Source organism: Streptomyces sp. NPDC090025 (assembly GCF_044748125.1).
In the GTDB taxonomy this organism is placed as follows: Bacteria; Actinomycetota; Actinomycetes; order Streptomycetales; family Streptomycetaceae; genus Streptomyces.
Window position 1 is genome coordinate 53,186 of record NZ_JBIVFL010000007.1, and the last position, 24,843, is coordinate 78,028.

The 24,843-nt window shown below is 73.8% G+C and carries 21 protein-coding genes; 16 read left to right on the forward strand and 5 right to left on the reverse strand.

Annotated features, from left to right (window positions below; genetic code table 11):
• Positions 1-328 precede the first annotated feature (328 nt).
• From ACIPXM_RS18135 to ACIPXM_RS18155, 5 genes are all read left to right on the forward strand, one after another.
• Entirely contained in the window at positions 329-1,114 is a 786-nt protein-coding gene (locus tag ACIPXM_RS18135) for a helix-hairpin-helix domain-containing protein (protein ID WP_401656314.1), read from the forward strand.
• The gene (locus tag ACIPXM_RS18140) at positions 1,111-3,642 is read left to right on the forward strand and encodes a ComEC/Rec2 family competence protein (protein WP_401656316.1); all 2,532 of its coding nucleotides are present in this window, start codon (positions 1,111-1,113) and stop codon (positions 3,640-3,642) included. The genes ACIPXM_RS18135 and ACIPXM_RS18140 overlap by 4 nt, the downstream gene beginning before the upstream one ends.
• Positions 3,643-3,685: 43 nt before the next feature.
• Positions 3,686-4,300, forward strand: a complete 615-nt coding sequence (locus ACIPXM_RS18145; RefSeq protein ID WP_401656318.1) for a helix-turn-helix domain-containing protein — start codon at positions 3,686-3,688, stop codon at positions 4,298-4,300.
• 3 nt (positions 4,301-4,303) lie between these two features.
• Positions 4,304-5,590 (forward strand): MFS transporter, encoded by a 1,287-nt coding sequence (locus ACIPXM_RS18150; RefSeq protein WP_401656320.1) that lies wholly within the window; start codon positions 4,304-4,306, stop codon positions 5,588-5,590.
• A gap of 133 nt (positions 5,591-5,723) precedes the next feature.
• Positions 5,724-6,620, forward strand: coding sequence for a YceI family protein (locus tag ACIPXM_RS18155; RefSeq protein WP_401656322.1), 897 nt, complete (start codon positions 5,724-5,726; stop codon positions 6,618-6,620).
• Between the two features lie 22 nt (positions 6,621-6,642).
• On the opposite strand, the gene ACIPXM_RS18160 is transcribed toward ACIPXM_RS18155, so the two are convergent.
• On the reverse strand, positions 6,643-6,888 hold the full coding sequence (locus ACIPXM_RS18160) for a hypothetical protein (protein ID WP_401656326.1): 246 nt from the start codon (positions 6,886-6,888) through the stop codon (positions 6,643-6,645).
• A gap of 56 nt (positions 6,889-6,944) precedes the next feature.
• On the opposite strand from ACIPXM_RS18160, the gene holA reads away from it, so the two are divergent.
• The gene (gene holA / locus ACIPXM_RS18165) at positions 6,945-7,934 is read left to right on the forward strand and encodes a DNA polymerase III subunit delta (protein ID WP_401656328.1); all 990 of its coding nucleotides are present in this window, start codon (positions 6,945-6,947) and stop codon (positions 7,932-7,934) included.
• Between the two features lie 263 nt (positions 7,935-8,197).
• Here the strand turns inward: holA and rpsT are convergent, their stop codons facing one another.
• Positions 8,198-8,464 (reverse strand): 30S ribosomal protein S20, encoded by a 267-nt coding sequence (rpsT, locus tag ACIPXM_RS18170; protein ID WP_401656330.1) that lies wholly within the window; start codon positions 8,462-8,464, stop codon positions 8,198-8,200.
• 186 nt (positions 8,465-8,650) lie between these two features.
• On the opposite strand from rpsT, the gene lepA reads away from it, so the two are divergent.
• The 3 genes from lepA to hemW all read left to right on the forward strand — a co-directional run bounded on the left by lepA (position 8,651) and on the right by hemW (position 14,027).
• Positions 8,651-10,516, forward strand: coding sequence for a translation elongation factor 4 (lepA, locus tag ACIPXM_RS18175; RefSeq protein WP_401656332.1), 1,866 nt, complete (start codon positions 8,651-8,653; stop codon positions 10,514-10,516).
• 234 nt (positions 10,517-10,750) lie between these two features.
• Positions 10,751-12,658, forward strand: a complete 1,908-nt coding sequence (locus tag ACIPXM_RS18180; protein ID WP_401656334.1) for an AMP-dependent synthetase/ligase — start codon at positions 10,751-10,753, stop codon at positions 12,656-12,658.
• Between the two features lie 136 nt (positions 12,659-12,794).
• Positions 12,795-14,027 carry a radical SAM family heme chaperone HemW gene (gene hemW / locus ACIPXM_RS18185; RefSeq protein ID WP_401656336.1) on the forward strand — a complete coding sequence of 411 codons (1,233 nt, stop codon included), beginning with the start codon at positions 12,795-12,797 and terminating at the stop codon, positions 14,025-14,027.
• Between the two features lie 34 nt (positions 14,028-14,061).
• On the opposite strand, the gene ACIPXM_RS18190 is transcribed toward hemW, so the two are convergent.
• Positions 14,062-14,865 carry a DUF3097 domain-containing protein gene (locus ACIPXM_RS18190; protein WP_401656338.1) on the reverse strand — a complete coding sequence of 268 codons (804 nt, stop codon included), beginning with the start codon at positions 14,863-14,865 and terminating at the stop codon, positions 14,062-14,064.
• 10 nt (positions 14,866-14,875) lie between these two features.
• Positions 14,876-15,685: an MBL fold metallo-hydrolase gene (locus tag ACIPXM_RS18195; protein WP_401656340.1), complete on the reverse strand. Its 810-nt coding sequence runs from the start codon at positions 15,683-15,685 to the stop codon at positions 14,876-14,878.
• A gap of 167 nt (positions 15,686-15,852) precedes the next feature.
• Here ACIPXM_RS18195 and hrcA point away from each other — a divergent pair, with 167 nt between their 5' ends.
• The 6 genes from hrcA to ACIPXM_RS18225 all read left to right on the forward strand — a co-directional run bounded on the left by hrcA (position 15,853) and on the right by ACIPXM_RS18225 (position 21,579).
• Positions 15,853-16,872 carry a heat-inducible transcriptional repressor HrcA gene (gene hrcA, locus ACIPXM_RS18200; protein ID WP_401656342.1) on the forward strand — a complete coding sequence of 340 codons (1,020 nt, stop codon included), beginning with the start codon at positions 15,853-15,855 and terminating at the stop codon, positions 16,870-16,872.
• Positions 16,873-18,012 (forward strand): molecular chaperone DnaJ, encoded by a 1,140-nt coding sequence (gene dnaJ / locus ACIPXM_RS18205; protein ID WP_401656344.1) that lies wholly within the window; start codon positions 16,873-16,875, stop codon positions 18,010-18,012. It abuts the gene before it with no gap.
• Positions 18,013-18,186: 174 nt separating this feature from the next.
• On the forward strand, positions 18,187-19,350 hold the full coding sequence (locus ACIPXM_RS18210; protein ID WP_401656346.1) for a nitronate monooxygenase: 1,164 nt from the start codon (positions 18,187-18,189) through the stop codon (positions 19,348-19,350).
• Positions 19,347-20,090 carry a 16S rRNA (uracil(1498)-N(3))-methyltransferase gene (locus ACIPXM_RS18215; RefSeq protein WP_401656349.1) on the forward strand — a complete coding sequence of 248 codons (744 nt, stop codon included), beginning with the start codon at positions 19,347-19,349 and terminating at the stop codon, positions 20,088-20,090. Before ACIPXM_RS18210 ends, ACIPXM_RS18215 begins: the two co-directional genes overlap by 4 nt.
• A gap of 161 nt (positions 20,091-20,251) precedes the next feature.
• Positions 20,252-20,611, forward strand: a complete 360-nt coding sequence (locus tag ACIPXM_RS18220) for a histidine triad nucleotide-binding protein (RefSeq protein WP_401656351.1) — start codon at positions 20,252-20,254, stop codon at positions 20,609-20,611.
• A 65-nt stretch (positions 20,612-20,676) separates the two neighbouring features.
• A complete protein-coding gene (locus tag ACIPXM_RS18225) occupies positions 20,677-21,579 on the forward strand; it encodes a ribonuclease Z (protein ID WP_401656353.1) in 903 nt (300 codons plus the stop codon).
• Positions 21,580-22,054: 475 nt separating this feature from the next.
• On the opposite strand, the gene ACIPXM_RS18230 is transcribed toward ACIPXM_RS18225, so the two are convergent.
• Positions 22,055-23,407, reverse strand: a complete 1,353-nt coding sequence (locus ACIPXM_RS18230; RefSeq protein ID WP_401656355.1) for an MFS transporter — start codon at positions 23,405-23,407, stop codon at positions 22,055-22,057.
• A 302-nt stretch (positions 23,408-23,709) separates the two neighbouring features.
• On the opposite strand from ACIPXM_RS18230, the gene ACIPXM_RS18235 reads away from it, so the two are divergent.
• Positions 23,710-24,819, forward strand: a complete 1,110-nt coding sequence (locus tag ACIPXM_RS18235) for a carbohydrate kinase family protein (RefSeq protein WP_401656357.1) — start codon at positions 23,710-23,712, stop codon at positions 24,817-24,819.
• Positions 24,820-24,843 lie beyond the last annotated feature (24 nt).

Here is a 24,843-nt window from a genome sequence, read left to right on the forward strand (position 1 = left end):
CCCAACGGGGCGGTTGTCCACAGAAGTCCGAGGGCTCCGGCCGGGCGGTCCGCGAGCGCCCTACCGTCGGATCATGACTCTTCGCACTCATGTCACAACACGTCGTAGTGGTGCTGGTGCCGGTCCGGGTGCCCGCAGCGGTCCGGGGCGTCCGCCCGGTTCGGACGGGCGGAGCCGGTCGGGGGCCCGGGGTGCCCGGATCCGTCGGCGGGCCGGTGGCCCGGCCCCTGCCTCGGCGGTACGGCGCCGGGGCGAGGCACTGTTCCCGCCTCGGGCGCCCGAGCCCGAGCCCGGGCCTGTGCTCGGGCCTGCGGCTGCCCCTCCGCTCTTGCCCGAGCCCGAGCCGGAGCCGGAACAGGAGATGGAACGGGAGCGGGGGCGGGCCGGGCCCGAACCGCCGTCGGCGCACCGGGAGATGTGGCGGCTCGCGCTGAAGGAGCGGCTGCCGTTGTGGGTGCAGTCACGGTACGGGCTTGAGCGGCGCTCGCTGGCCGCGCTCACCGTGGTCCTGGTGGTCGCCGCCGGTGGTGCCGGGGCCTACTTCTGGGCCGGGCGGCCCGAGCGGATCAGCGCGCCCGAAGTGGTCGCGGCGGCCCGGCCGCTGCCCGGACCCGCTCCGGCGGAGGCGGATGCACGGCCGACGCCGACAGCCGCCGCCGGACCGGCGGGCGCCGTCGTGGTGGTGGACATCGGCGGGAAGGTCCGCAGCCCGGGGGTGTTCACGCTGCCCGCCGGGTCCCGGGTCACCGACGCGTTGCGGGCGGCGGGCGGCGCCCGGCCGGGCGCGGACCTGACCGGGCTCAACCGGGCCCGGGTGCTGCTGGACGGTGAGCAGGTCGTCGTGGGGCTGCCGGCCCCGGTCGGCGCGGCCGGTGCGTTCGGCGGTGCGGGACCGGCCGGTGGCGGACCGCCGGGCCAGGCCGCGCCGTTGAGTCTGAGCACGGCGACGGCCGAGCAGTTGGACGGGCTGCCGGGCGTCGGGCCGGTGCTCGCCCGGCACATCGTGGAACACCGGATCGAGCACGGCGGCTTCCGGTCGGTCGCCGAGCTGCGGGACGTCAACGGGATCGGCGAGCGCCGGTTCGCCGACCTCGAACGGCTGGTGCGGCCATGAGCGGGGACCTCGGCCACACGGACCGGACCGCCGGGCCGCTCGCCCAGAGGGCCGAAGCCCCGGCGGACCTGCGGCTGGTGCCTCCGGCCCTCGCCGCCTGGGGAGGCGCGGCGCTCGCCGTCGGCGCCACCGGATGGTGGACGGGCGTCGGAGTGCTGCTCTGTGTGGCCGGGGCGGCGCTGCTCCTGCTCCCGGCGGCGCGGCGCGGACTGAGCGCGACGGCCTGCGCCGGGGTGCTGCTCTGCGCGGCGGCCGGAGCGGCGTCCGCCGGGTTGCAGACGGCGGACCTGCGCAGGGGCCCGGTGCCCGAACTGGCCCGGGTGGACGGGCGGGTGACGGCGGAGCTGACGCTCACCGGCGATCCCCGGCTCACCGCGCCGAAGGTGCGGGGAAGCTGGGCCGCGCCGATGACCGTGGTCGTACCGGCGGAGGTGTCCCGGCTGGAGCGGCCAGGGGGTCCGGCCGACCGGACGAGAGCGCCGGTGCTGGTCCTGGTGACGGCGGGGGAGGGGCGCGCGGCGTGGCTGCGGCTGCTGCCGTCGACCCGGCTGCGGGTGTCGGGCAGGCTCGCGGTCCCGGCCAGGTCCGGTGATCCCTACGCGGCGGCGCTACGCGCGGACGGGACCGGGCCGCCCCTGGTCATCGGGCCGCCGAGCGGGCTCCAGCGCACGGCGGGGGCGCTGCGGGCCGGGCTGCGGCGGGCCACCGAGGACTTGGCGCCGGACGCCAGGGCCCTGCTGCCGGGCCTTGTGGTCGGGGACACGGCACGGATCGGGCCCGAGCTGGAGGAGGCGTTCGAGGCGACGGATCTGACCCATCTGCTCGCCGTCAGCGGTTCCAACCTCACCCTGGTCCTGTTGTTGCTGATCGGCCGCCCCGGCACCGCGCAGCTGGCCGAGCGGGGCGGGCTCGCGCCGCGCCTCGGGATCCCGCTGCGGGCCACGGCGTTCGCCGGGGGCGGGCTGACGCTCGCGTTCGTGGTGGTGTGCCGGCCCGATCCGAGTGTGCTGCGGGCGGCGGCCTGCGGTCTGGTCACGCTGCTCGCCGTCGCGACCGGGCGGCGCCGGTCGCTGATCCCGGCGCTCGCCGCGGTGGTGCTGCTCCTGGTGCTCTACGACCCCTGGCTGGCGCGGAGTTACGGCTTCACGCTCTCGGTCCTGGCGACCGGGGCGCTGCTGACGGTGGCCCCGGGGTGGAGCGAGCGGCTGCGGCGGCGCGGGGTGCCGGGGCGGCTCGCGGAGGCGTTGGCCGCGACCCTGGCGGCGCAGGCGGTGTGCGCACCCGTGGTGGTCGTCTTCGCGGCCCGGGTGAGCCTGGTGGCGGTGCCCGCCAATCTGCTCGCCGAGCCCGCGGTGGCCCCGGCGACGGTGCTGGGCTTCCTCACCCTGGCGCTCGCCGCCTGGTGGCCGTGGGCGGCGGAGCTGGTGGCCCGGGCGGCCGGGGTGCCCGCCGGGTGGATCGCGCAGGTGGCCCGCACGGGGGCCGAACTGCCCGGGGCGGAGCTGGCCTGGCCGGACGGCTGGTGGGGCGGGCTGCTGCTCGCGCTGCTCACCGGACTCGTGCTGCTCGCCGTGCGGCGGCTGCCCCGGCGGCGGTGGATCGGCGCGGGGTGCGCGGCGCTGCTGCTCCTGGCGGTGGTGCGGCCGCCGCCGCTGGTCCGGCTGGTGACCGGGTGGCCGCCGCCCGGCTGGGTGTTCGCGATGTGCCAGGTCGGCCAGGGGGACGCGACGGTGCTCGCGGCCGGTGGCGACACGGCCGTCGTGGTGGACGCCGGGCCCGATCCGGCGCCGGTCGACCGGTGCCTGCGGGAGCTCGGGGTGCGCCGGATCCCGCTCCTGGTGCTGACCCACTTCCACGCCGACCATGTGGCGGGTCTGCCCGGGGTGCTGCGCGGCCGGGCGGTGGGCGCGATCCAGACGACGGGGCTCGAAGAGCCGCCGGAGCAGGCCGCGTTCGTGCGGCGGACGGCCCGGGCGGCGGGCGTGCCGGTGGTGCGGGCGGTGGTGGGAGAGCGGCGGGGGATCGGTCCGCTGGCGTGGACGGTGCTGTGGCCGGGGCAGGGGCCGGGGCCGGGGCCGGGGTCAGGGCCTGGCGGGGTGCGGGGTGCCTCGGTGGCTGGGCCGAACGACGCGAGCGTGGTCCTGTTCGTGCGGGCGGCGGGCGGGGTCAGCCTGTTGCTGCTCGGGGATCTGGAGCCGCCGGCCCAGCGGGGGCTGGCCCGGAGGTACCCGGTGCTTGGGCCGGTGGATGTGCTGAAGGTCGCGCACCATGGCTCGGCGCACCAGGACCCGGGGCTGATACGGGCGGTGCGGCCGAGGCTGGCGCTGGTGTCGGCGGGCCGGGACAACCCGTACGGGCATCCCTCGCCGGTGACGGTCGGGGCGTTGCGGGCCGGTGGGGCGCGGGTGCTGAGCACCGACCGGGACGGCGCGATCGCGGTGAGCGGCGCGGGGGCGGGGCTTGTGGCGCACTGGCGGGGTGTTCCGGAGCCGATGTCGCGGAGCCGACCGGTCCGGAACTCCATCTAAAGAAGTCGTTGTAAAGGAGTCTTTCTAAAGATATGTTTCCATCATGACGGAGCAAGAGCGGCAGCCACGGCACAGTGTCCGGCTCACCGACCCCCGCGCCCTGCGCGCCTACGCCCATCCCACCCGGATGGCCCTCGTCGGCCTGCTGCGCCGGGACGGACCCTTCACCGCCACCAGGGCGGCCGAACTGACCGGCGAGTCCGTCGCCAGCTGCTCGTACCACCTGCGGATACTCGCCAAGTACGGCCTGGTCGAGCAGGCCCCGGGCGGCAAGGGCCGGGAGAAGCCCTGGCAGGCCACCGCCCGGTACACCGAGTGGGCCGACGACAGCGACGACCTGGCGGTGGCGCAGGCCACCGACGCGCTCAACGTGGCCGTCGCCGAGCAGCACATGGTGCGGCTCCGCAAGGCCATGGAGCTCCGCCACACCCTGCCCAAGGAGTGGCGCCAGGCCGAACAGCTCGGCGACACCCTGCTGCACCTGACCGCGGCCGAACTGGCCGAACTCGGCGAGCGGTTCGCGGAGCTGGTGCGCCCCTACGAGGAGCGCGACACCGACCCCGCGCGGCGGCCCGAGGGCACCCTGCCCGTGGCGGTCCTGCGGTTCGCCTTCGTGGACCGCGATCTTCCCGATGACAGAGACGACGGAGGCGAGTGACCGATGGCGCTGTTCACCACCCGCATCACCGCCCGCATACCCGCGCTGATGCGCGAACGGACCTTCCGGCGCTACTGGACCGGACAGACGGTCTCCTTCGTCGGTGACCAGATCTCCCTGATGGCGCTGCCGCTCGCCGCCGTGCTCGTGCTCGGCGCGGACGCCGCCCAGATGGGCTGGCTGAAGACCGCCGAACTGCTGCCCGCGCTGCTGCTCAACCTGCCCTTCGGGGCCTGGGCCGACCGGCAGGCCCGGCGCCGCCGGGCGATGATCGCCGCCGACCTGGGGCGGGCCGTGCTGCTGCTCACCCTCCCGGTCGCCTACCTCCTGGACGCGCTGAGCCTCGGCCAGCTGTACGCGGTGGCGTTCGGGGTCGGCGCGCTCACCGTGCTGTTCGAAGCGTGCAACACCACCCTGTTCGTGGCGCTCGTGCCCACCGAGCGCTATGTGCAGGCGAACTCGCTCGTCAACGGCAGCCGTTCGATGGCCTGGCTGGCCGGACCCGGCATCGGCGGGATCCTGGTGCAGGTGCTGACCGCCCCGTTCGCGTTGCTCGCGGACGCCCTCACCTACCTGGTGTCGGCGGGGTTCCTGGCGAAGATCAAGCCGGTTGAACCCGCCCCCGCGCCGGTCGAGAAGGGGCACTTCGTCGAGGGGCTGCGCTGGGTGCTGCGCGACGCGTCGATGCGGGCGCTGTTCGCGTCCTCCGGAACGGTCCAGTTCTTCAACTACATGTTCCACACCCTCTTCGTGCTCTACGCGACGACCGAACTCGGCCTGAGCGCGGGCGTGCTGGGCGCGGTGCTCGCGGCGGGCGCGGTCGGCGGGCTGATCGGGGCGGCGGTCGGCGGCGCCGTGGTCCGGAGCCTCGGCATCGGCCGCTCCATCATCCTCGGCTTCCTCGGCTTCACTCTCCCGCTGGTCCTGATTCCCGTGGCCGGCGGACCGCTGCCGCTCGTCATCGGCGTGCTGTTCATCGCCGAATTCCTGTCCTGCGTGGGCGTGATGGTGGTCGACATCGCCGCAGGGTCCTTCCAGATGGCACTCATACCCGACGCCGTCCGGGCCCGGGTGATGGGCGCCTACCGCACCCTCAACCACGGCTTCCGCCCGCTCGGCGCGCTCGTCGGAGGGCTGCTCGGCTCGGCCATCGGGCTCCACCCGACCCTCTGGATCGCGACCGGCGGCGCGGTGTTCTCGGTGCTGTGGCTGCTGCCCTCCCCGCTGGCGAAGCTCCGCGAGCTGCCCGGACAGACGCCCGCCGCCGCCCCGGTCGAGAGCCTCACCTGACCGGGCGTTCAGCAGGGCGCCAAAACGGACCTCCGGTAACACTCACCCCGTTTGCCTCGAACATCGCAAGGATGATCGAATGCCTCTTCGTTGAAACAGGAACGGCAGCGGTCGGGGTCCGGGGGTACGGGAAGTGTTCGGTCTGTTCGGTAGGCGTGGTGCGGCGGCCGGTCGGGGAGGTCCGCTCGCGGGGATCACGGTCCCCGCGAGCGCGGGGGTGCTGACCTGCCGGGTGCTCGACCTGATCGACGAGCCGGTCCGCCAGGCCGAGTTCACGCTCACCGACCCGGCCGGACGCAAGGTGCTCGCGGGCGAGACCGACCCGTACGGCAGCGTGCTGGCGACCGTGCCCGCCGGGGAGTACCGGCTCGCGGTCACCGCCGAGGGCTACACCCCGCACCACGCCAACGCGGTCGTCGAGGAGAGCGGACACCTGGGCCTCGGCGACGTACGGCTGCAGATCGCGGCGCAGCCGCCGCTGCCCGAGGCGGGCGACTGGGAGATCGACCCCGCCCACTCGCAGATCGGGTTCACCGCCCGGCACATCGGACTGGCCCGGATCCACGGCCGGTTCAACAGCTTCGCGGGCGCCGTCCGGATCGGCGAGCGGATGGAGCAGTCGGCCATGCACGTGGTGATCGACGCCGCCTCCATCGACACCGGCGTCCGGATGCGCGACGACCACCTGCGCTCCGGCGACTTCCTCGACGTCGGCGCCTACCCCACCGTGGAGTTCTTCGGGGACCGCTTCGTGCACCGCGGCGGCAGCCGCTGGGCCGTCAGCGGCGCGCTCACCCTGCACGGCGTCAGCCGCACCGTCACTCTCGACACCCAGTACCTGGGCCTCGGCAGCGGCCTCCAGGGCGAGACCCGGTGCGCCTGCCGGGCCACCACCGAACTGCACCGCGAGGACTTCACCCTGACCTGGCAGACGCTCCTCGCCCGCGGCATCGCCGCGGTCGGCTCCAGCATCTCCATCGACCTCGACGTCCAGATCGTCCCCAAGACCGGCGGCCCCCAGGAGCCCTAGCGACTCCAGGGGACACCTCGGCCTACGGCGCCTCCAGCCAGCCCTCGTGCTCGGCGGCCAGTTCGTCCAGGGCCGCCGGGTCGAGCCGGCCGTCCGGGTCCTCGACCACCACCAGCCACTGCGCGTCCTCCGCGTCGTCCTCGCCCGCCAGGGCGTCCCGGACCAGCTGCGGTTCCTCGCCGAGGCCGAACCGGCCCGGCAGCTCCTCGGCGACCTCCTCGGCCGCGTCGCGGTCGGGCAGCACCAGTACGTGTCTCACATCGCTCACGCGCACATTCTCGACGATGGCGGCACTGTCGGTGGCCCGTGGGATGCTGGACGGCGATGGCCACCAGAAAGACTTCCTCCGAAGACCTCCTCGCCCCCGTCACGCTCGCCGTGGGCCAGGAGGACCTGTTGCTCGACCGCGCCGTCCGCGAGGTGGTGACGGCCGCCCGGGCCGCCGACGCCGACACCGACGTGCGCGACCTCACCCCCGACCAGCTCCAGCCCGGCTCGCTCGCCGAGCTGACCAGCCCCTCGCTCTTCTCCGAGCGCAAGGTCCTGGTGGTGCGGAACGCGCAGGACCTCACGGCGGACACCGTCAAGGAGATCAAGGCGTACCTCGACGCCCCCGCCGAGGAGATCTGCCTGGTGCTGCTCCACGCGGGCGGTGCCAAGGGCAAGGGCCTGCTCGACGCGGCGCGCAAGGTCGGCGCCCGCGAGGTGGCCTGCCCCAAGACCACGAAGCCCGCGGAGCGGCTGACCTTCGTCCGTCAGGAGTTCCGCACGCTCGGCCGCTCGGCCACCCCCGAGGCGTGCCAGGCCCTGGTCGACTCCATCGGCAGCGACCTGCGGGAGCTGGCCTCCGCCGTCGCCCAGCTGACCTCCGACGTCGACGGCGCCATCGACGAGGCCGTCGTCGGCCGCTACTACACGGGCCGCGCCGAGGCGTCCTCGTTCACGGTCGCCGACCGGGCCGTCGAGGGCCGCGCCGCCGAAGCCCTGGAGGCGCTGCGCTGGTCCCTGTCGACCGGTGTGGCCCCGGTCCTGATCACCAGCGCGCTCGCCCAGGGCGTGCGGGCCATCGGCAAGCTGTCCTCGGCGCGCGGCGGCCGCCCCGCCGACCTCGCCCGCGAGCTCGGCATGCCGCCGTGGAAGATCGACCGGGTCCGCCAGCAGATGCGCGGCTGGACCCCCGACGGCGTCTCGGTCGCCCTGCGCGCGGTCGCCGAGGCCGACGCGGGCGTGAAGGGCGGCGGCGACGACCCGGAGTACGCGCTGGAGAAGGCCGTCGTCACCATCGCCCGCGCCGCCCGGATGCGCCGCGCCTGATCACAGCGGCCCGCCTCCGCGACCCGCGCTCGGGCCCGTACCGCCGCGCCCCGGCCCGTACCCGGAGCCCGGGGCCGGCCCGTACAACGGCACAGGCCCCGTCCGTCTCCTGGGGAAGGAGAGGGACGGGGCCTGCGACGTCAAGCTCAAGGGTGGCCCGTACACGCGTGGCGAACGCGTCTCGCGTACGTGGCCGGGGTGGCCGTCCGGGAGCGGTTAGAGGGCCCGCTGGATCCCATGGCGGCCGGTAGTCACTTCAGAGCTCAGCCCTGGAGGGAGGCAACCTTCTGAGCCAGCGCCGACTTCTTGTTGGCGGCCGAGTTCTTGTGGATGACACCCTTCGAGACAGCCTTGTCGAGCTGACGCGCGGCGGCACGAGCGGCCACGGTGGCCTTCTCGAGGTCACCGGCGGTGACGGCCTCGCGGGCCTTGCGGATCGCGGTCTTGAGCGACGACTTGACGGCCTTGTTGCGCAGGCGCGCCTTCTCGTTGGTCTTGTTCCGCTTGATCTGGGACTTGATGTTCGCCACGAAAAGAGCCTTTACAGGTTCGATGTTCCTTCAGGATGTGCCTTGACGGCTGAGAGGGCACACAAGACACAGCTGTCCACGGTATCAGCCGCCCCCCGGCCCGCCCAAACCGGCCGCCGTCCCGCGGTCATGGGACCATGGAGCCTACGTATCCGTTCTGAACATCGCCCGAGACGAGAACCCTGCGTGCCCGCGACTCCTACCAACGTGCCCGAGCCGAGCCGAACCGACCCGGCTCTGATCCGCAACTTCTGCATCATCGCGCACATCGACCACGGCAAGTCGACCCTTGCCGACCGGATGCTCCAGCTGACCGGAGTGGTCGACCAGCGGCAGATGCGCGCCCAGTACCTCGACCGGATGGACATCGAGCGTGAGCGCGGCATCACGATCAAGTCCCAGGCGGTCCGTCTGCCGTGGGCGCCCACCGAGGGCCCCGCGCAGGGCACGACGCACATCCTGAACATGATCGACACCCCCGGGCACGTCGACTTCACCTATGAGGTCTCGCGCTCGCTCGCGGCCTGCGAGGGCACCATCCTCCTGGTGGACGCCGCCCAGGGCATCGAGGCGCAGACCCTGGCCAACCTCTACCTGGCCATGGAGAACGAGCTCACCATCGTCCCGGTGCTCAACAAGATCGACCTCCCGGCCGCCCAGCCGGAGAAGTTCGCCGAGGAGCTGGCCAACCTCATCGGCTGCCAGCCCGAGGACGTCCTGAAGGTCTCCGCGAAGACCGGCATGGGCGTCGACGCCCTGCTGGACCGCGTGGTCCGCGAGGTGCCGGCGCCGGTCGGCGTCGCCGACGCGCCCGCCCGCGCGATGATCTTCGACTCGGTCTACGACTCGTACCGCGGTGTCGTCACCTACGTCCGTGTCATCGACGGCCAGCTCAACAAGCGCGAGCGCATCCGCATGATGTCGACCGGCGCCACCCACGAGCTGCTGGAGATCGGCACCAACTCGCCCGAGATGCTGCCGGCCGACGGCCTCGGCGTCGGCGAGGTGGGCTACCTCATCACCGGCGTGAAGGACGTCCGCCAGTCCAAGGTCGGTGACACGATCACCTCCCTGCACAACGGCGCCACCGAGGCCCTCGGCGGCTACAAGGACCCGAAGCCGATGGTCTTCTCGGGCCTGTACCCGCTGGACGGCTCGGAGTACCCGGACCTGCGCGAGGCCCTGGACAAGCTCCAGCTCAACGACGCCGCGCTGGTCTACGAGCCGGAGACCTCGGCCGCCCTCGGCTTCGGCTTCCGCGTCGGCTTCCTCGGCCTGCTGCACCTCGACGTGATCCGCGAGCGCCTGGAGCGCGAGTTCGGGCTCGACCTCATCGCCACCGCCCCCAACGTGGTCTACCGCGTGGTCATGGAGGACGGCAGCGAGCACACGGTCACCAACCCGAGCGAGTTCCCCGAAGGCAAGATCGACAAGGTCTTCGAGCCGGTCGTCCGGGCCACGATCCTCGCCCCCAGCGAGTTCATCGGCTCGATCATGGAGCTGTGCCAGACCCGGCGCGGCACGCTGCTCGGCATGGACTACCTCTCCGAGGACCGCGTCGAGATCCGCTACACGCTGCCCCTCGCGGAGATCGTCTTCGACTTCTTCGACCAGCTGAAGTCCAAGACCCGCGGCTACGCGTCGCTCGACTACGAGCCCACCGGCGAGCAGGCGTCCAGCCTGGTCAAGGTCGACATCCTGCTGCACGGCGACAAGGTCGACGCCTTCTCCGCGGTCACGCACAAGGACGCCGCCTACGCCTACGGCGTGCGGCTCGTCGCCAAGCTGCGCGAGCTCATCCCGCGGCAGGCGTTCGAGGTGCCCATCCAGGCGGCCATCGGCTCCCGGGTCATCGCCCGCGAGACCATCCGCGCCATCCGCAAGGACGTCCTCGCCAAGTGCTACGGCGGTGACATCTCCCGTAAGCGGAAGCTGCTCGAGAAGCAGAAGGAAGGCAAGAAGCGGATGAAGATGGTCGGCTCCGTCGAGGTTCCGCAGGAGGCGTTCATCGCCGTCCTGTCGAGCGACGACTCCGCGGCCAAGAAGAAGTAACCGGTCCGTGCCTTCGCGAACGGGTCCGTGTGCCACCGGCACGCGGACCCGTTCGTTATATGCAAGCCCTTACGTGCCGGACTCCGGCGCTCTACTCTGAAGCCGCTCGAAGGTTACTCGCCAGTTAGCCAGACCCCTTAGCCAGGCGCCTTGGCCAGATCCCCAACGCTGGAGCCGTCAACGAGGCCCCTTGGCCAGCCCGCCTGACCGCACCGCCGCCGCCCGGAGGATGTCGTGAGCGACACACAGACCCTGATCGAGAACCGGCCGCCGTCCGTCGCGGCGCTCTTCCTTGAGCGCGTGGAGCGGACGCCCGACGCGGAGGCGTACCGCTACCCGGTGCCGGCCGCCTCGGGACAGGGACCGGACGACTGGAAGTCGCTCAGCTGGAGCCAGGCCGCCGAACGCGTCCACGCCATCGCCGCCGGGCTCGTCGACCTCGGCGTACGGCCCGAGGAGCGCGTCGCGCTGGCCTCCGCCACCCGGGTCGAGTGGATCCTCGCCGACCTCGGCGTGATGTGCGCGGGCGCCGCCGTCACCACCGTCTACCCGCAGACCAACGCCGAGGAGTCGGCGTTCATCCTCTCCGACTCCGACTCGCGCGTCCTCATCGCCGAGAACGCCGAGCAGCTGGCCAAGGCCGTCGAGCGGCGCGCCGACCTGCCCAAGCTGCACCACGTCGTCGTCATCGACGCGGCGGGCGTCGAGGACGTCACGTCCGCCGAGGGCGCCGCGGCCGTCGAGGACGGCTGGGTGCTCACCCTCGCCGACCTGGAGGCGCGCGGCCGGGCCTACCTGGAGAAGCACCCCGAGGCGGTCAAGGAGCGGGTCGCCGCCATCACCGCCGACCAGCTCGCCACCCTCATCTACACCTCCGGCACCACCGGCCGCCCCAAGGGCGTACGGCTGCGCCACGACAGCTGGTCGTACATGGCCAAGGCGATCGCCGCCACCGGCCTGATCACCCGGGACGACGTCCAGTACCTGTGGCTGCCGCTCGCCCACGTCTTCGGCAAGGTGCTCACCTCGGGCCAGATCGAGGTCGGCCACGTCACCGCCGTCGACGGCCGCATCGACAAGATCATCGTCAATCTGCCGGTCGTCCAGCCCACCTACATGGCGGCCGTCCCGCGCATCTTCGAGAAGGTCTACAACGGCGTGGCCGCCAAGGCCCGCGAGGGCGGCGGCGCCAAGTACAAGATCTTCCAGTGGGCGGCGGAGGTCTCCCGCGAGTACGCCAAGGCCAGCCAGGACAGCTTCCGCCGCACCGGCACCGCCGGCGCGCCCTTCGGCCTCACGGCCAAACACAAGGTCGCCGACGCGCTCGTCTACAAGAAGCTCCGCGAGGCGTTCGGCGGCCGGCTGCGCGCCGCCGTCTCCGGCTCCGTCGCCCTCGCCCCCGAGATCGGCTACTTCTTCGCCGGCGCCGGCATCCACATCCTGGAGGGCTACGGCCTGACCGAGTCCTCCGCCGCCTCCTTCGTCAACCCCGGCGAGGCGTACCGCACCGGAACCGTCGGCAAGCCGCTGCCCGGCACCGAGGTCCGCATCGCCGACGACGGCGAGATCCTGCTGCGCAGCCCCGGCATCATGGAGGGCTACCACGGCCTGCCGGAGAAGACCGCCGAGGTCCTGGAGAGCGACGGCTGGTTCCACACCGGCGACATCGGCGAGCTGTCCGCCGACGGCTACCTGCGGATCACCGACCGCAAGAAGGACCTCTTCAAGACCTCCGGCGGCAAGTACATCGCGCCGACCGAGATCGAGGGCCAGTTCAAGGCGGTCTGCCCGTTCGTCTCGAACATCGTGGTGCTCGGCGCCGACCGCAACTACTGCGGCGCGCTCATCGCGCTCGACGAGCCCGCCATCCTCGGCTGGGCCGCCGAGCACGGCCTCGGCGGCAGGTCGTACGCCGACGTCGTCGCGTCCCCGCAGGTCACCGAGCTGATCGAGGGGTACGTCGGGCGCCTGAACGAGGGCCTCCAGCGCTGGCAGACGATCAAGAAGTTCCGCCTGCTGCCGCGCGACCTCGACGTCGAGCACGGCGAGCTCACGCCCAGCCTGAAGATGAAGCGCCCGGTGGTCGAGCGGACCTACCAGCACCTCATCGACGAGATGTACGCGGGCGCCCGCGAGGCGTGACGACGGGGGACCGATCCGCACGGGCCCGAGCTGCGGCTCTGACCTGCGGCCCGGTCCTGACCTGCGGGTTCGAGCCGGGCGGGCGGGTTATCCACAGGGAAGACGCCGATGCCGGGCGGTACGGGACAATGGCTCCATGCCTTCCGTACTGCCCGATGGTGAGCCCATGCCCGAGGACGGGGCGCTGCCCGCCCACGCCCTCCAGGGCGCCGCACAGCGCCCCCTCGGGTTCTATCTGCACGTGCCGTACTGCGCGACCCGCTGCGGCTACTGCGACTTCAACACCTACACCGCGAGCGAGCTGCGCGGTGCCGGGGGCGTGCTCGCCTCCCGGGACAACTACGCGGGCCAGGTCACCGAGGAGATCCGGCTCGCCTGCAAGGTCCTCGGCGACGACCCGCGCCCCGTGCGGACCGTCTTCGTCGGCGGCGGCACCCCCACGCTGCTCGCCGCGGGCGACCTGGTGGCCATGCTCGCCGCGATCCGCGACGAGTTCGGGCTCGCCGACGACGCCGAGATCACGACGGAGGCCAACCCCGAGTCCGTCGACCCCGCCTATCTGGCCGAGCTGCGCGAGGGCGGCTTCAACCGGATCTCCTTCGGCATGCAGAGCGCCCGGCAGCACGTGCTGCGGATCCTCGACCGCAGCCACACCCCCGGACGGCCCGAGGCGTGCGTCGCCGAGGCGCGGGCGGCCGGCTTCGACCACGTCAACCTCGACCTCATCTACGGCACCCCCGGTGAGTCCGACGACGACTGGCGGGCCTCCCTCGACGCGGCGATCGGCGCCGGACCCGACCACGTCAGCGCCTACGCGCTGATCGTCGAGGAAGGCACCCAGCTCGCCCGGCGGATCCGGCGCGGCGAGATACCCATGACCGACGACGACGTCCACGCCGACCGCTACCTGATGGCCGAGGAAGCGCTCTCGGCGGCCGGGTTCGACTGGTACGAGGTCTCCAACTGGGCCACCTCGGACGCCGGACGCTGCCTCCACAACGAGCTCTACTGGCGCGGCGCCGACTGGTGGGGCGCGGGTCCCGGCGCCCACAGCCACGTCGGCGGCGTCCGCTGGTGGAACGTGAAGCACCCCGGCGCCTATGCGGCGGCCCTCGGCGCGGGCCGTTCCCCGGGCGCGGGCCGCGAGATCCTGGCCGACGAGGACCGCCGGGTCGAGCGGGTCCTCCTCGAACTGCGGCTGAGCGAGGGCTGCCCCCTCGACCTGCTGCGCCCGGCGGGCCTGGCGGCGGCGGAGCGGGCCCTCGCGGACGGACTCCTCAAGCCGGAGCCGTACGCGGCGGGGCGGGCCGTCCTGACCCTGCGCGGACGGCTCCTCGCGGACGCGGTGGTGCGGGACCTGGTCGACTAGACACGGTCCGGGCCCGCCCGGCGGCGGGCGGGCCCTACGGCGCCGTGACGAAGTCGATCAGTTCCTCCACCCGGCCGAGGAGGGCCGGTTCGAGGTCCTTGTACGAGGTCACCCTCGAAAGGATGTGCTGCCAGGCGGCGCCCGTGTTCGCGGGCCAGCCCAGCGCCTGGCACACGCCCGTCTTCCAGTCCTGGCCGCGCGGCACGGCGGGCCAGGCCCGGATGCCGACCGAGGAGGGCTTCACGGCCTCCCAGACGTCGATGTACGGGTGGCCGACCACGAGCACGTCGGGCGAGGTGACCCGGGCCGCGATCCGGGACTCCTTCGAGCCCGGCACCAGATGGTCCACCAGGACGCCGAGCCGGGCGTCCGGGGCCGGGGCGAACTCGGCCACGATCGCGGGCAGGTCGTCGACGCCCGCCAGGTATTCGACGACGACGCCCTCGATCCGCAGGTCGTCGCCCCACACGCGTTCCACCAGCTCCGCGTCGTGCCGCCCCTCGACGTAGATCCGGCCGGCCCGGGCCACCCGGGCCCGCGCCCCGGGCACGGCGACCGAGCCCGACGCGGTACGGGTGGGGCGCGCCGGGGCCGCGGCCGCCGGGCGGACCAGGGTGACCACCCGGCCTTCGAGCAGGAAGCCCCGCGGCTCCAGCGGGAAGACCCGGTGCTTGCCGAACCGGTCCTCCAGGGTCACGGTGCCCGCCTCGCAGCGGATCACCGCCCCGCAGAAGCCCGTCGCCACCTCCTCGACCACCAGGTCGCGGTCGGCGGCCACCTCGGGCACGGGCGCGGAGCGCTTCCAAGAGGGCGTCAGGTCCGGGTCGTAGCTGCGCATTTGGGGGACGCTACGACACCTCGAAGCGCCGTGCCAGTTCACCGCGCTGGCGCCGTACGAACGTGGCGTCCACCACGGCGCCGTGCCCCGGCACGTACACCGCGTCCTCGCCGCCCAGCCGGAGCAGCCGGTCCACGGCGTCGGGCCAGCGGGCGGGGACGGCGTCCGGGCCCGCCTGGGGTTCGCCGGACTCCTCGACCAGGTCGCCGCAGAACACCACCTCGGGCCCGGCCGCCCCGTCCGGCACGCACAGCACCAGGTCGTGACCGGTGTGCCCCGGGCCCACGTTGGCCAGCAGCACCTGCCGGCCGCCCAGGTCGAGCGTCCACTCGCCGGTGACCGTGTGCCGCGGCGCGACCAGCGCCTCGGCCGCCCGCGCCGCCGCCCGCTCGTCGACCCCCTGCCGTACCGCGTCGAGCCGCAGCTCGTCGGCCTCCCGGCGCAGCAGCGCGTCCACGCCCACCGCGCCGAACACCTCGGCCCCGGGGAACGCCGCCGTGCCCAGCACGTGGTCGAAGTGCGGGTGGCTCAGTGCGATGTGCGTCACCTCGCGCCCGCCGGTGAGGGCGGTCGCCTGGGCCCGGATCTCGGCGCCCTCGTCGAGCGTCGAGCCCGTGTCGTACAGGAGCACCGCGTCCCGCCCGACGACCAGGCCCACGGTGGCGTCCCAGCCCGGCAACCGGCGCCGTCCCACGCCGTGGCCGAGCCGTTCCCAGCCGTGCGCCGCCCAGTCGATGCCGTCGCCGTCACCCGGACCCGGGCCGTGGTCCCCGCCGTGGTCCCCGCCGTGCTCCCTGTCGTGATCCCTGTCGTGATCCATGGCGCGACGCTAACCGTTCCGACGCGACCCCGACGCGACCCCGACACCGCCTCCTTGCCAGGAGCGATGTCCGCCGCCGTACACTGGCCGGGGGATCGCTGGCACTCGAACAGGGTGAGTGCCAAAAGCGGAGCAACCGGAACCGGAACGACAGCTGGAGGTGCGCGATGCTCAGCGAACGCAGGCTCGAGGTGTTGCGCGCCATCGTCCAGGACTACGTCGGCACCGAGGAGCCGGTCGGCTCCAAGGCGCTGACCGAGCGGCACAAGCTCGGCGTGTCGCCCGCGACCGTCCGCAACGACATGGCGGTCCTGGAGGAGGAGGGCTACATCGCCCAGCCTCACACCAGCGCCGGGCGCATCCCGACCGACAAGGGCTACCGCCTCTTCGTGGACCGGCTGGCGGGCGTCAAGCCGCTGTCGACCCCGGAGCGGCGGGCGATCCACAACTTCCTCGACGGGGCCGTGGACCTCGACGACGTCGTCGGCCGCACGGTCCGGCTGCTCGCGCAGCTGACCCGCCAGGTCGCCGTCGTGCAGTACCCCTCGCTGACCCGCTCGACGGTCCGGCACGTGGAACTGCTGTCGCTCGCGCCCGCCCGGCTGATGCTGGTGCTCATCACCGACACCGGCCGGGTCGAGCAGCGGGTCGTCGATTGCCTCGCGCCGTTCGGCGAGACCTCCCTCGCCGATCTGCGGGCCCGGCTCAACAGCCGGGTCGTGGGCCGCCGGTTCGCCGACGTCCCGCAGCTGGTGCAGGACCTCCCCGAGTCCTTCGAGGACATCGAGGACCGCGGTACGGTCTCGACCGTGCTCGCGACCCTGCTCGAAACCCTGGTGGAGGAGCAGGAGGAGCGGCTCATGATCGGCGGCACCGCCAATCTGACCCGCTTCGGACATGACTTCCCCCTGATGATCAGGCCCGTCCTGGAGGCCCTTGAGGAGCAGGTCGTGCTCCTCAAGCTGCTCGGCGAGGCCAAGGAACCCGGCATGACCGTGCGGATCGGGCACGAGAACCCCCATCAGGGGCTCACGTCCACGTCCGTCGTCTCGGTCGGCTACGGTTCCGGCGGCGAGGCAGTCGCCAAACTCGGCGTGGTCGGACCGACCCGCATGGATTACCCCGGAACGATGGGAGCGGTACGCGCAGTGGCACGTTACGTCGGACAGATCCTGGCGGAGTCGTAAGTGGCCACGGACTACTACGCCGTACTGGGCGTACGCCGCGACGCGTCGCAGGACGAGATCAAGAAGGCTTTCCGCCGACTCGCCCGCGAGCTTCACCCGGACGTGAATCCGGACCCGAAGACGCAGGAGCGGTTCAAGGAGATCAACGCCGCCTACGAGGTGTTGTCGGACCCGCAGAAGAAGCAGGTCTACGACCTCGGCGGTGACCCGCTGTCCGCCTCCGGCGGAGGCGGCGGGGCCGGTGGCTTCGGCGCGGGCGGTTTCGGGAACTTCTCGGACATCATGGACGCGTTCTTCGGTACGGCGTCCCAGCGCGGCCCGCGCTCGCGCACCCGGCGCGGCCAGGACGCGATGATCCGCCTGGAGGTGACCCTGGAGGAGGCCGCGTTCGGCACCACCAAGGACATCCAGGTCGACACCGCCGTCGTCTGCGGCACCTGCTCCGGCGAGGGCGCCGCGCCCGGCACCTCGGCGCAGACCTGTGACATGTGCCGCGGCCGCGGTGAGGTCTCGCAGGTCACCCGGTCCTTCCTGGGCCAGGTCATGACCTCGCGGCCGTGCCCGCAGTGCCAGGGCTTCGGCACCGTCGTCCCGACCCCGTGCCCCGAGTGCGCGGGCGACGGCCGGGTCCGGTCCCGCCGCACCCTCACGGTCAAGATCCCGGCCGGTGTCGACAACGGCACCCGGATCCAGCTGGCCGGCGAGGGCGAGGTCGGCCCCGGCGGCGGCCCCGCCGGTGACCTGTACGTCGAGATCCACGAGACCCCGCACGAGGTCTTCCAGCGCCGCGGCGACGACCTGCACTGCACGGTCACCCTGCCGATGACGGCGGCGGCCCTCGGCACCAAGGTGCAGCTGCAGACCCTCGACGGTCCTGAGGACGTCGACATCCGCCCGGGCACCCAGTCCGGCCAGTCGATCCCGCTGCACGGCCGCGGCGTCACCCACCTGCGCGGCAACGGCCGTGGCGACCTGATCGTCCACGTCGAGGTCCAGACCCCGGGCAAGCTCGACCCGGAGCAGGAGCGGCTGCTGCGCGAACTGGCGAAGCTGCGCGGCGAGGAGCGGCCCCTGGGGCAGTTCCAGCCCGGGCAGCAGGGGCTGTTCTCGCGGTTGAAGGACGCGTTCAACGGGCGTTAGGCGCGCTGCCGGGTGCGTCCGTGAGGGCGCTGAGTCCGGTTGACGTTCATCGAGGGGCGGCCCGCACACAGTGCGCGGGCCGCCCCTCGTGCGTGCCCGGGTCCGGGCGGGGGACGGGCCGCGGTGGGCCGCGGCCGATTCGGCGGCGTTCGGGAGGCATGAAACGATGCCCGTATGTCCACCGCACTGAACGATCTCTCGCGTCTTCCGATCGTGCAGGCCCCCATGGCGGGTGGCGCCTCCTGTCCCGAACTCGTCGGAGCCGTGGCCGAGGCCGGGGCGCTCGGCTTCCTCGCCGGTGGCTACAAGACCGCCGGCGGGCTCTACCAGGAGATCAAGCGGGTCCGCGGCCTGACCGCGCGCCCCTTCGGGGTCAACCTCCTCATGCCGCCCGGCGGCCAGCCCGTCGACCCGGCCGCCGTCGAGGTGTACCGCCACCAGCTCGCGGGCGAGGAGGGCTGGTACGAGACCCCGCTCGGCGACCCGGACCAGGGCCGCGACGACGCGTACGACGCCAAGCTGGCGATCCTCCTCGACGACCCGGTGCCGGTCGTCTCCTTCACCTTCGGCTGCCCCGACCGGGACGCCCTCGACGCCTTCCACCGGGTCGGTACGTTCACCGTCGTCACCGTCACCTCCGTCGAGGAGGCCAGGACCGCCGAGCGGGCCGGGGCGGGTGCGCTCTGCGTGCAGGGCACCGAGGCGGGCGGCCACCAGGGCACCCACCGCGACGACCCGGCCGTCGGACTCGACGCGGGTGCGGGCCGCGGCCTGCTGACCCTGCTCACCGAGGTACGGGAGGGTGTCCGGCTGCCGCTCATCGCGACCGGCGGGATCATGCGGGGCCGCCAGATCGCCGCCGTGCTCGCCGCGGGCGCCGACGCCGCCCAGCTCGGCACCGCCTTCCTGGTCTGCCCCGAATCCGGCGCGCACCCGCTGCACAAGCGGGCCATGACGAACCCGCTGTTCACGCACACAGAGCTGACCAGGGCGTTCTCCGGGCGCCCGGCCCGCGGCCTGGTGAACCGCTTCATGCGTGAGCACGGCCCGTACGCCCCCGCCGGGTATCCCGAGGTGCACCACCTCACCGCCCCGCTGCGCAAGGCGGCGGCCACCGCCGGAGACCCGCAGGGCATGTCGCTGTGGGCCGGTCAGGGACACCGGCTGGCCCGTGAGCTGCCCGCCGCCGCCCTGGTGGACCTGCTCGCCGCCGAGCTCGCCGCGGCCGCCCCGTACGGCGACGACCCCGGTGATTCCCACGGTCCTCACAGTCCCCACGATCCCCGTGATCCCCACGATCCCAACGAACCGTCCAGCACCATCAGGAGCGTCCCGTGACCGCACCCGTCTTCGTCGTCGACGCCGTGCCCGCCGTCGGCGGCTTCCTCCTCGACGGACCCGAGGGCCGCCACGCCGTCTCCGTGAAGCGGCTGCGCGCGGGCGAGGAACTGGTGCTCACCGACGGGCGGGGCGCCTGGGCCGAGTGCGTGGTCGCCGCCGCCGAGGGCAAGGACCAGCTGACCGTCGACGTCACCGCCGTCCACGAGGACGCCGAACCCGCGCCCCGGATCACCGTCGTCCAGGCGCTGCCCAAGGGCGACCGCGGCGAACTCGCCGTCGAGACCATGACGGAGACCGGCGTCGACGCGATCGTGCCGTGGGCGGCGTCGCGGTGCATCACCCAGTGGAAGGGCGACCGGGGCCTGAAGGCGCTCGCCAAGTGGCGGGCGACCGCGCGCGAGGCGGGCAAGCAGTCCCGGCGCACCCGGTTCCCCGAGGTCGCCGAGCTGATGTCCGGCAAGCAGGTCGCCGCGCTGCTCGCGGAGGCCGACTTCGCGGCCGTGCTGCACGAGGACCGGGAGCACCCGAGCGGCGCGCTCGCGACTGCCGAACTCCCGGCGAGCGGTTCGGTCGTGCTGGTGGTGGGACCTGAGGGCGGGGTGTCGCCGGAGGAGCTGGCGCTGTTCGCGGCGGCGGGCGCGAAGCCGTACCGGCTCGGGCCGAGCGTGCTGCGCACGTCGACGGCGGGGACGGCGGCGGTGGCGCTGGTGCTCGGGCGGACCGGGCGCTGGTCCTGACCGGCGGTACGTGGCGGCGGTACGTGGCGGCGGTCCTGAGCGACGGTCCTGCGCCGGGAGCGGTGAACCCGGGCGCAACGGCGTTGTCGGCGGGGGCGGATAGCATGCGGCTGTACTGATCATCCCGATCGGACACCGACGTTGGCGAGGAGGCCCGGACCATGGCCGGAGAGCCGCAGGACGACTGCCTGTTCTGCAAGATCGTGAAGGGTGAGGTCCCGGCGACGATCGTGCGCGAGACGGCGACGACGGTCGCCTTCCGCGACATCAACCCGCAGGCGCCCACCCACGTCCTCGTCATCCCGCGGGCGCACTTCCCGGACGCCGCCTCGCTGGCCGCCGGTGACCCGGCCGCCGCGGCGGACGTGCTGCGCGAGGCCGGGGAGGTCGCGGCGGCGGAGGGCGTCGACGAGAGCGGCTACCGGATCGTCCTCAACACCGGCGCGGGCGCCGGTCAGACCGTCTTCCACGCGCACGCGCACGTCCTGGGCGGGCGCGGCCTCAACTGGCCGCCCGGCTAGCCGGTCCGGGCCGGGTCCCCGCCCAGGGGCGGAGCCCGGTCGGCACCTGAACGGAGTTGTTCCCCTTGTCCGTACGCGAACTGGTCGTCCTCGGCACGGCCAGCCAGGTCCCGACCCGGCACCGCAACCACAACGGCTACCTGCTGCGCTGGGACGGCCAGGGCATCCTCTTCGACCCGGGCGAGGGCACCCAGCGCCAGATGCTCCGCGCCGGCGTCGCCGCGCACGACCTCAACCGCATCTGCGTCACGCACTTCCACGGGGACCACTCGCTGGGCCTGGCCGGGGTGATCCAGCGGATCAACCTCGACCAGGTCCCGCACCCGGTCACCGCGCACTACCCGGCGAGCGGCCAGCGCTTCTTCGACCGCCTGCGGTACGCCACCGCCTACCGCGAGACCGTCCAGCTGACCGAGGCCCCGGTCGCCGCCGACGGCCCGCTCGCCGTCGACCCCAGCTACACCCTGGAGGCCCGGCGCCTCTCCCACCCCGTCGAGTCCTTCGGCTACCGCCTGGTCGAACCCGACGGCCGCCGCATGCTCCCCGAACTCCTCGCCGCGCGCGGCGTCACCGGCCCCGACGTGGGCCGCCTCCAGCGGGAGGGCGCCGTCGGCGACGTCCGCCTGGAGGACGTGAGCGAGGTGCGGCGGGGGCAGCGGTTCGCCTTCGTCATGGACACCCGGCTGTGCGACGGCGTGTACGGGCTCGCCGAGGGCGCCGACATGCTCGTCATCGAGTCCACCTTCCTCGACGAGGACGTCCAGCTCGCCGTCGACCACGGCCACCTGACGGCGGGCCAGGCGGCCGGGGTGGCCCGGGAGGCCGGCGTCCGCCACCTGGTGCTGACGCACTTCTCGCAGCGGTACGGGGACCCGGAGGAGTTCGCGCGGCAGGCGCGGGGGGCGGGGTTCGAGGGGGAGCTGACGGTGGCGTCGGATTTGGCGCGGGTGGGGTTGCCGCGGCGGTGAGGGGGGTTGGGGCCGGTCTTTGAGGGGTGCGGGTGGTGGGTGCGGGGTGCGCCTGCGGCGGGCCTTCCCCCACCCCGCCCCTTCCCGAAACCGGGGCTCTGCCCCGGGCCCCGGGCGGCGGGGCTGCGCCCCGGCCGTGGGGCTTGCGAGGGTGCCCGCCTGGCCCCCGGCCTCCGGGCCGGGTGCGTCGCCCGGGCCCTCGTATTCGGGGCCCGCACCGTGCCGGGGGCTGCGCCTCCCCCGCGGGTGGGCTTGAGCGGGCACCCGCCAAGCGCCTGGGCCCCGGCCTCCGGCTCCCGGCCGGGCCCTGGCCCTTCGGGCCCTGGCCCTTCGGGCCCTCGGGCGCCCGCCAGGGGCGCCCCGCCCCGGGGTCTGGGGGCTTGCCCCCAGTTTCGGGAAGGGGCGGGGTGGGGAAAGGGCCCGCCGCAGGCGCGCCCCGCCCCCCCACCCGCACCCACCACTCGCCCCGCACCCCCTACTGCCGCCCCCCACCCCGCGCCAGCCGGAACGACGACCTCGTCATCCGCAGGCGCGCCGCCCGCCCCAGCGTCACCGGGGCGATCGGCTGTTCCGGGGCGCCCAGGTCCGGGATCGGGCTGAGGAGTGGGGCTGTGGTGGAGGCCAGGAGGGCCGTCGGGGCGCCGCCGCGGCGGCGGGTGGTGCCGGGGACCAGGGGGCGGCCGGAGGTGTGGCGGGCGACGGCCGTCATCGGGGCGGCGACCAGCAACAGGAGGGCGCAGAGGGTGACGCCCATGCCGGGGTAGCCGACCGCCTCGGAGAGGAGACTGCCGGTGAGCGGGCCGCAGGCCACGCCGAGGGAGGACGCCGAGCCGACCAGGACGGCCCACCGGCCGCGCGGGTCGAGCGAGGCGGCCAGGCCCAGCAGGTAGGAGAGCACGACGGGGTACACCGCGTTCCAGGCGATCTCACCGGTCGCGAACGCCGTCGCGTCCTCCGCCGCCGAACTCAGCAGCACGCACCCCGCGATGAGCACCGTGCCCACCCCGATCGGCACCGCGCGCCCCAGCCGCGCGCCCAGCGCCCCCGCGCCGATCACGCCGACCAGGCCCGCGCCGAGCGCGACGGCGAAGACCAGCCCGAGGGCCACCTCGGTCAGCCCCGCCTGGGTGAGGCCGATGCGCCCGCTGACGCCCCACAGCGCGTTCTGCGCCATCGACCAGAGGAACAGGGTCCCGGCCAGGACCGCGCCGGGGCGCGCGTGGGGGAGCGGGGAGGGGGCGGGCGTGGCCGCGGGGGCGACGGTGAGGTCGCGGATCGCGGAAGCGTCCGGCAGCCAAGCCGTCAGCGGCGCCACGAGCACCGCCGCGCCCGCGATCGCCGCGAACGGCAGCGCGTGGCCGCCGCCCAGGTGCGGCAGGGTCAGGTACAGGGCGCCCGCCGCCGCCGACACGGACAGCAGGCCGAGCGACGCGGCCCGGTGCGGGTCGGGGCGGCCCGCGATGCCCGCGGCGGCGACCGCCGTGGCCGTACCGGAGCCGAAGCCGCCGACGATCGCGCCCGCCACGACCAGCGGGACGGTGTCGGACGCCGCGGCGGTGCCGTAGCCGAGGAGCATCAGGAGGAGGCCGAGCCGGGCCGCCCGGCGCGGGCCGATCCGGTCCACCCGGGCGGCGAGCGCGAAGCCCGCCGACGCCGAGCCGAGCAGCAGGATCGAGCCGACCAGACCGGCCTGGGCCGGACCGAGGCCGAGGCCGGCGGAGAGCCGCCCGACGACGGTCGGCAGCAGGTACGGGGCGAGGTATCCGGCCGTGAAGAGGGCGACCAGGGAGACGAGTGCCCCCAGGGCACGCGAAGGGCGCGGCGACATGGGCGTTCCAGGGACTGAACAGGGAAATGAGATGGGCGCCCGATGAACCACGGGGTCGCGGCACCATGTGTATCAAGCGACGGACGGGGCGGAGAAGGCGCTATCCCCCGATTCGCCCTGTGATCTGGGTCACTATTAGTCTGGAAGTGGTTTGCGGTTGGATCTGCTGGGTACCCGAGGCGAACTCGTCGCGTCTCACCGGCCGCTGTCCGCCCCTTCGGGCACACTGTCCGCACCGCACCACTCGTGCACCCACGCACCGCGCACCACCCGCACCACCGCACCACGACCGGGGAGCTGCCGTGACCGAACGCGACGACGTCGTCGACCCCCTGCTGCGGCTGCGCGAGCCCACCGACCCCGAGTGCGACGTGTTCCTCACCGGCACCGTCTTCCTCGACATCATCTTCACCGGGCTCGACAGCGCTCCCGTGCGCGGCACCGAGTCCTGGGCCCGGGGCATGGGTTCGAGCCCCGGCGGCGTCGCCAACATGGCCACCGCGCTCGCCCGGCTCGGCCTGCGCACCTCGCTGGCCGCCGCCTTCGGTGACGACCACTACGGCGAGTACTGCTGGGACGCCCTCGAACAGGGCGAGGGCATCGACCTCTCGCTGTCCAGGACCGTCGCCGGCTGGCACTCCCCGGTCACCGTCTCGATGGCCTACGAGGGCGAGCGCACGATGGTCTCGCACGGCCACGCCGCCCCGCCCGCCGAGGCCGAGGACGCGGCCCCGCCCGCCTACCCGCCGCACGCCCGCGCCGCCGTCGCCTCCCTGGTGCCGGGCCACGGCGAGGAATGGGTCGCCCGGGCCGCCAGGTCGGGCGCCAAGGTGTTCGCCGACGTCGGCTGGGACGACACCGGCCGCTGGGACCTCGCCGGGCTCACCGACCTGGAGCACTGCGAGGCGTTCCTGCCGAACGCCGCCGAGGCCATGCGCTACACCCGTACCGAATGCCCCAGGGCCGCCGCCCGGGCGCTCGCCGACAAGGTCCGCTACGCCGTCGTCACCCTCGGTTCCGAGGGCGCCTACGCCGTCGACGGCGCCACCGGCGAGACCGCCGAGGTCCCCGCCATCCAGGTCTCCGCGCTCGACCCGACCGGCGCCGGTGACGTCTTCGTCGCCGGATTCGTCACCGGCACCCTCGCCGACTGGCCGCTCGCCGACCGGCTCGCGTTCGCCGGACTGACCGCCGCCCTCTCCGTACAGGAGTTCGGCGGTTCGCTGTCCGCGCCGACCTGGGGCGAGATCGCCGCCTGGTGGCAGCACGTCCAGGGGCACGAGTGCCAGGACCCGGCCGCCCTGCGTGCCCGCTATGCCTTCCTGGAGCGGCTGCTGCCCGTACCGGCCCGCCCCTGGCCGCCCCGCCGGGCCGTCCCCACCATCGGCTTCCGGCCCGCCCCGACGCCCTGACGCCCGCCCCCGGGACGCCCTCCC

Coding starts and splice junctions, on each gene's coding strand:
- ACIPXM_RS18140 (WP_401656316.1), top strand. CDS start 1,111: ATGAGCGGGGACCTCGGCCACACGGACCGGACCGCCGGGCCGCTCGCC.
- ACIPXM_RS18145 (WP_401656318.1), top strand. CDS start 3,686: ATGACGGAGCAAGAGCGGCAGCCACGGCACAGTGTCCGGCTCACCGAC.
- ACIPXM_RS18150 (WP_401656320.1), top strand. CDS start 4,304: ATGGCGCTGTTCACCACCCGCATCACCGCCCGCATACCCGCGCTGATG.
- holA (WP_401656328.1), top strand. CDS start 6,945: ATGGCCACCAGAAAGACTTCCTCCGAAGACCTCCTCGCCCCCGTCACG.
- hemW (WP_401656336.1), top strand. CDS start 12,795: ATGCCTTCCGTACTGCCCGATGGTGAGCCCATGCCCGAGGACGGGGCG.
- ACIPXM_RS18190 (WP_401656338.1), bottom strand. CDS start 14,865: ATGCGCAGCTACGACCCGGACCTGACGCCCTCTTGGAAGCGCTCCGCG.
- ACIPXM_RS18195 (WP_401656340.1), bottom strand. CDS start 15,685: ATGGATCACGACAGGGATCACGACAGGGAGCACGGCGGGGACCACGGC.
- hrcA (WP_401656342.1), top strand. CDS start 15,853: ATGCTCAGCGAACGCAGGCTCGAGGTGTTGCGCGCCATCGTCCAGGAC.
- ACIPXM_RS18210 (WP_401656346.1), top strand. CDS start 18,187: ATGTCCACCGCACTGAACGATCTCTCGCGTCTTCCGATCGTGCAGGCC.
- ACIPXM_RS18220 (WP_401656351.1), top strand. CDS start 20,252: ATGGCCGGAGAGCCGCAGGACGACTGCCTGTTCTGCAAGATCGTGAAG.
- ACIPXM_RS18230 (WP_401656355.1), bottom strand. CDS start 23,407: ATGTCGCCGCGCCCTTCGCGTGCCCTGGGGGCACTCGTCTCCCTGGTC.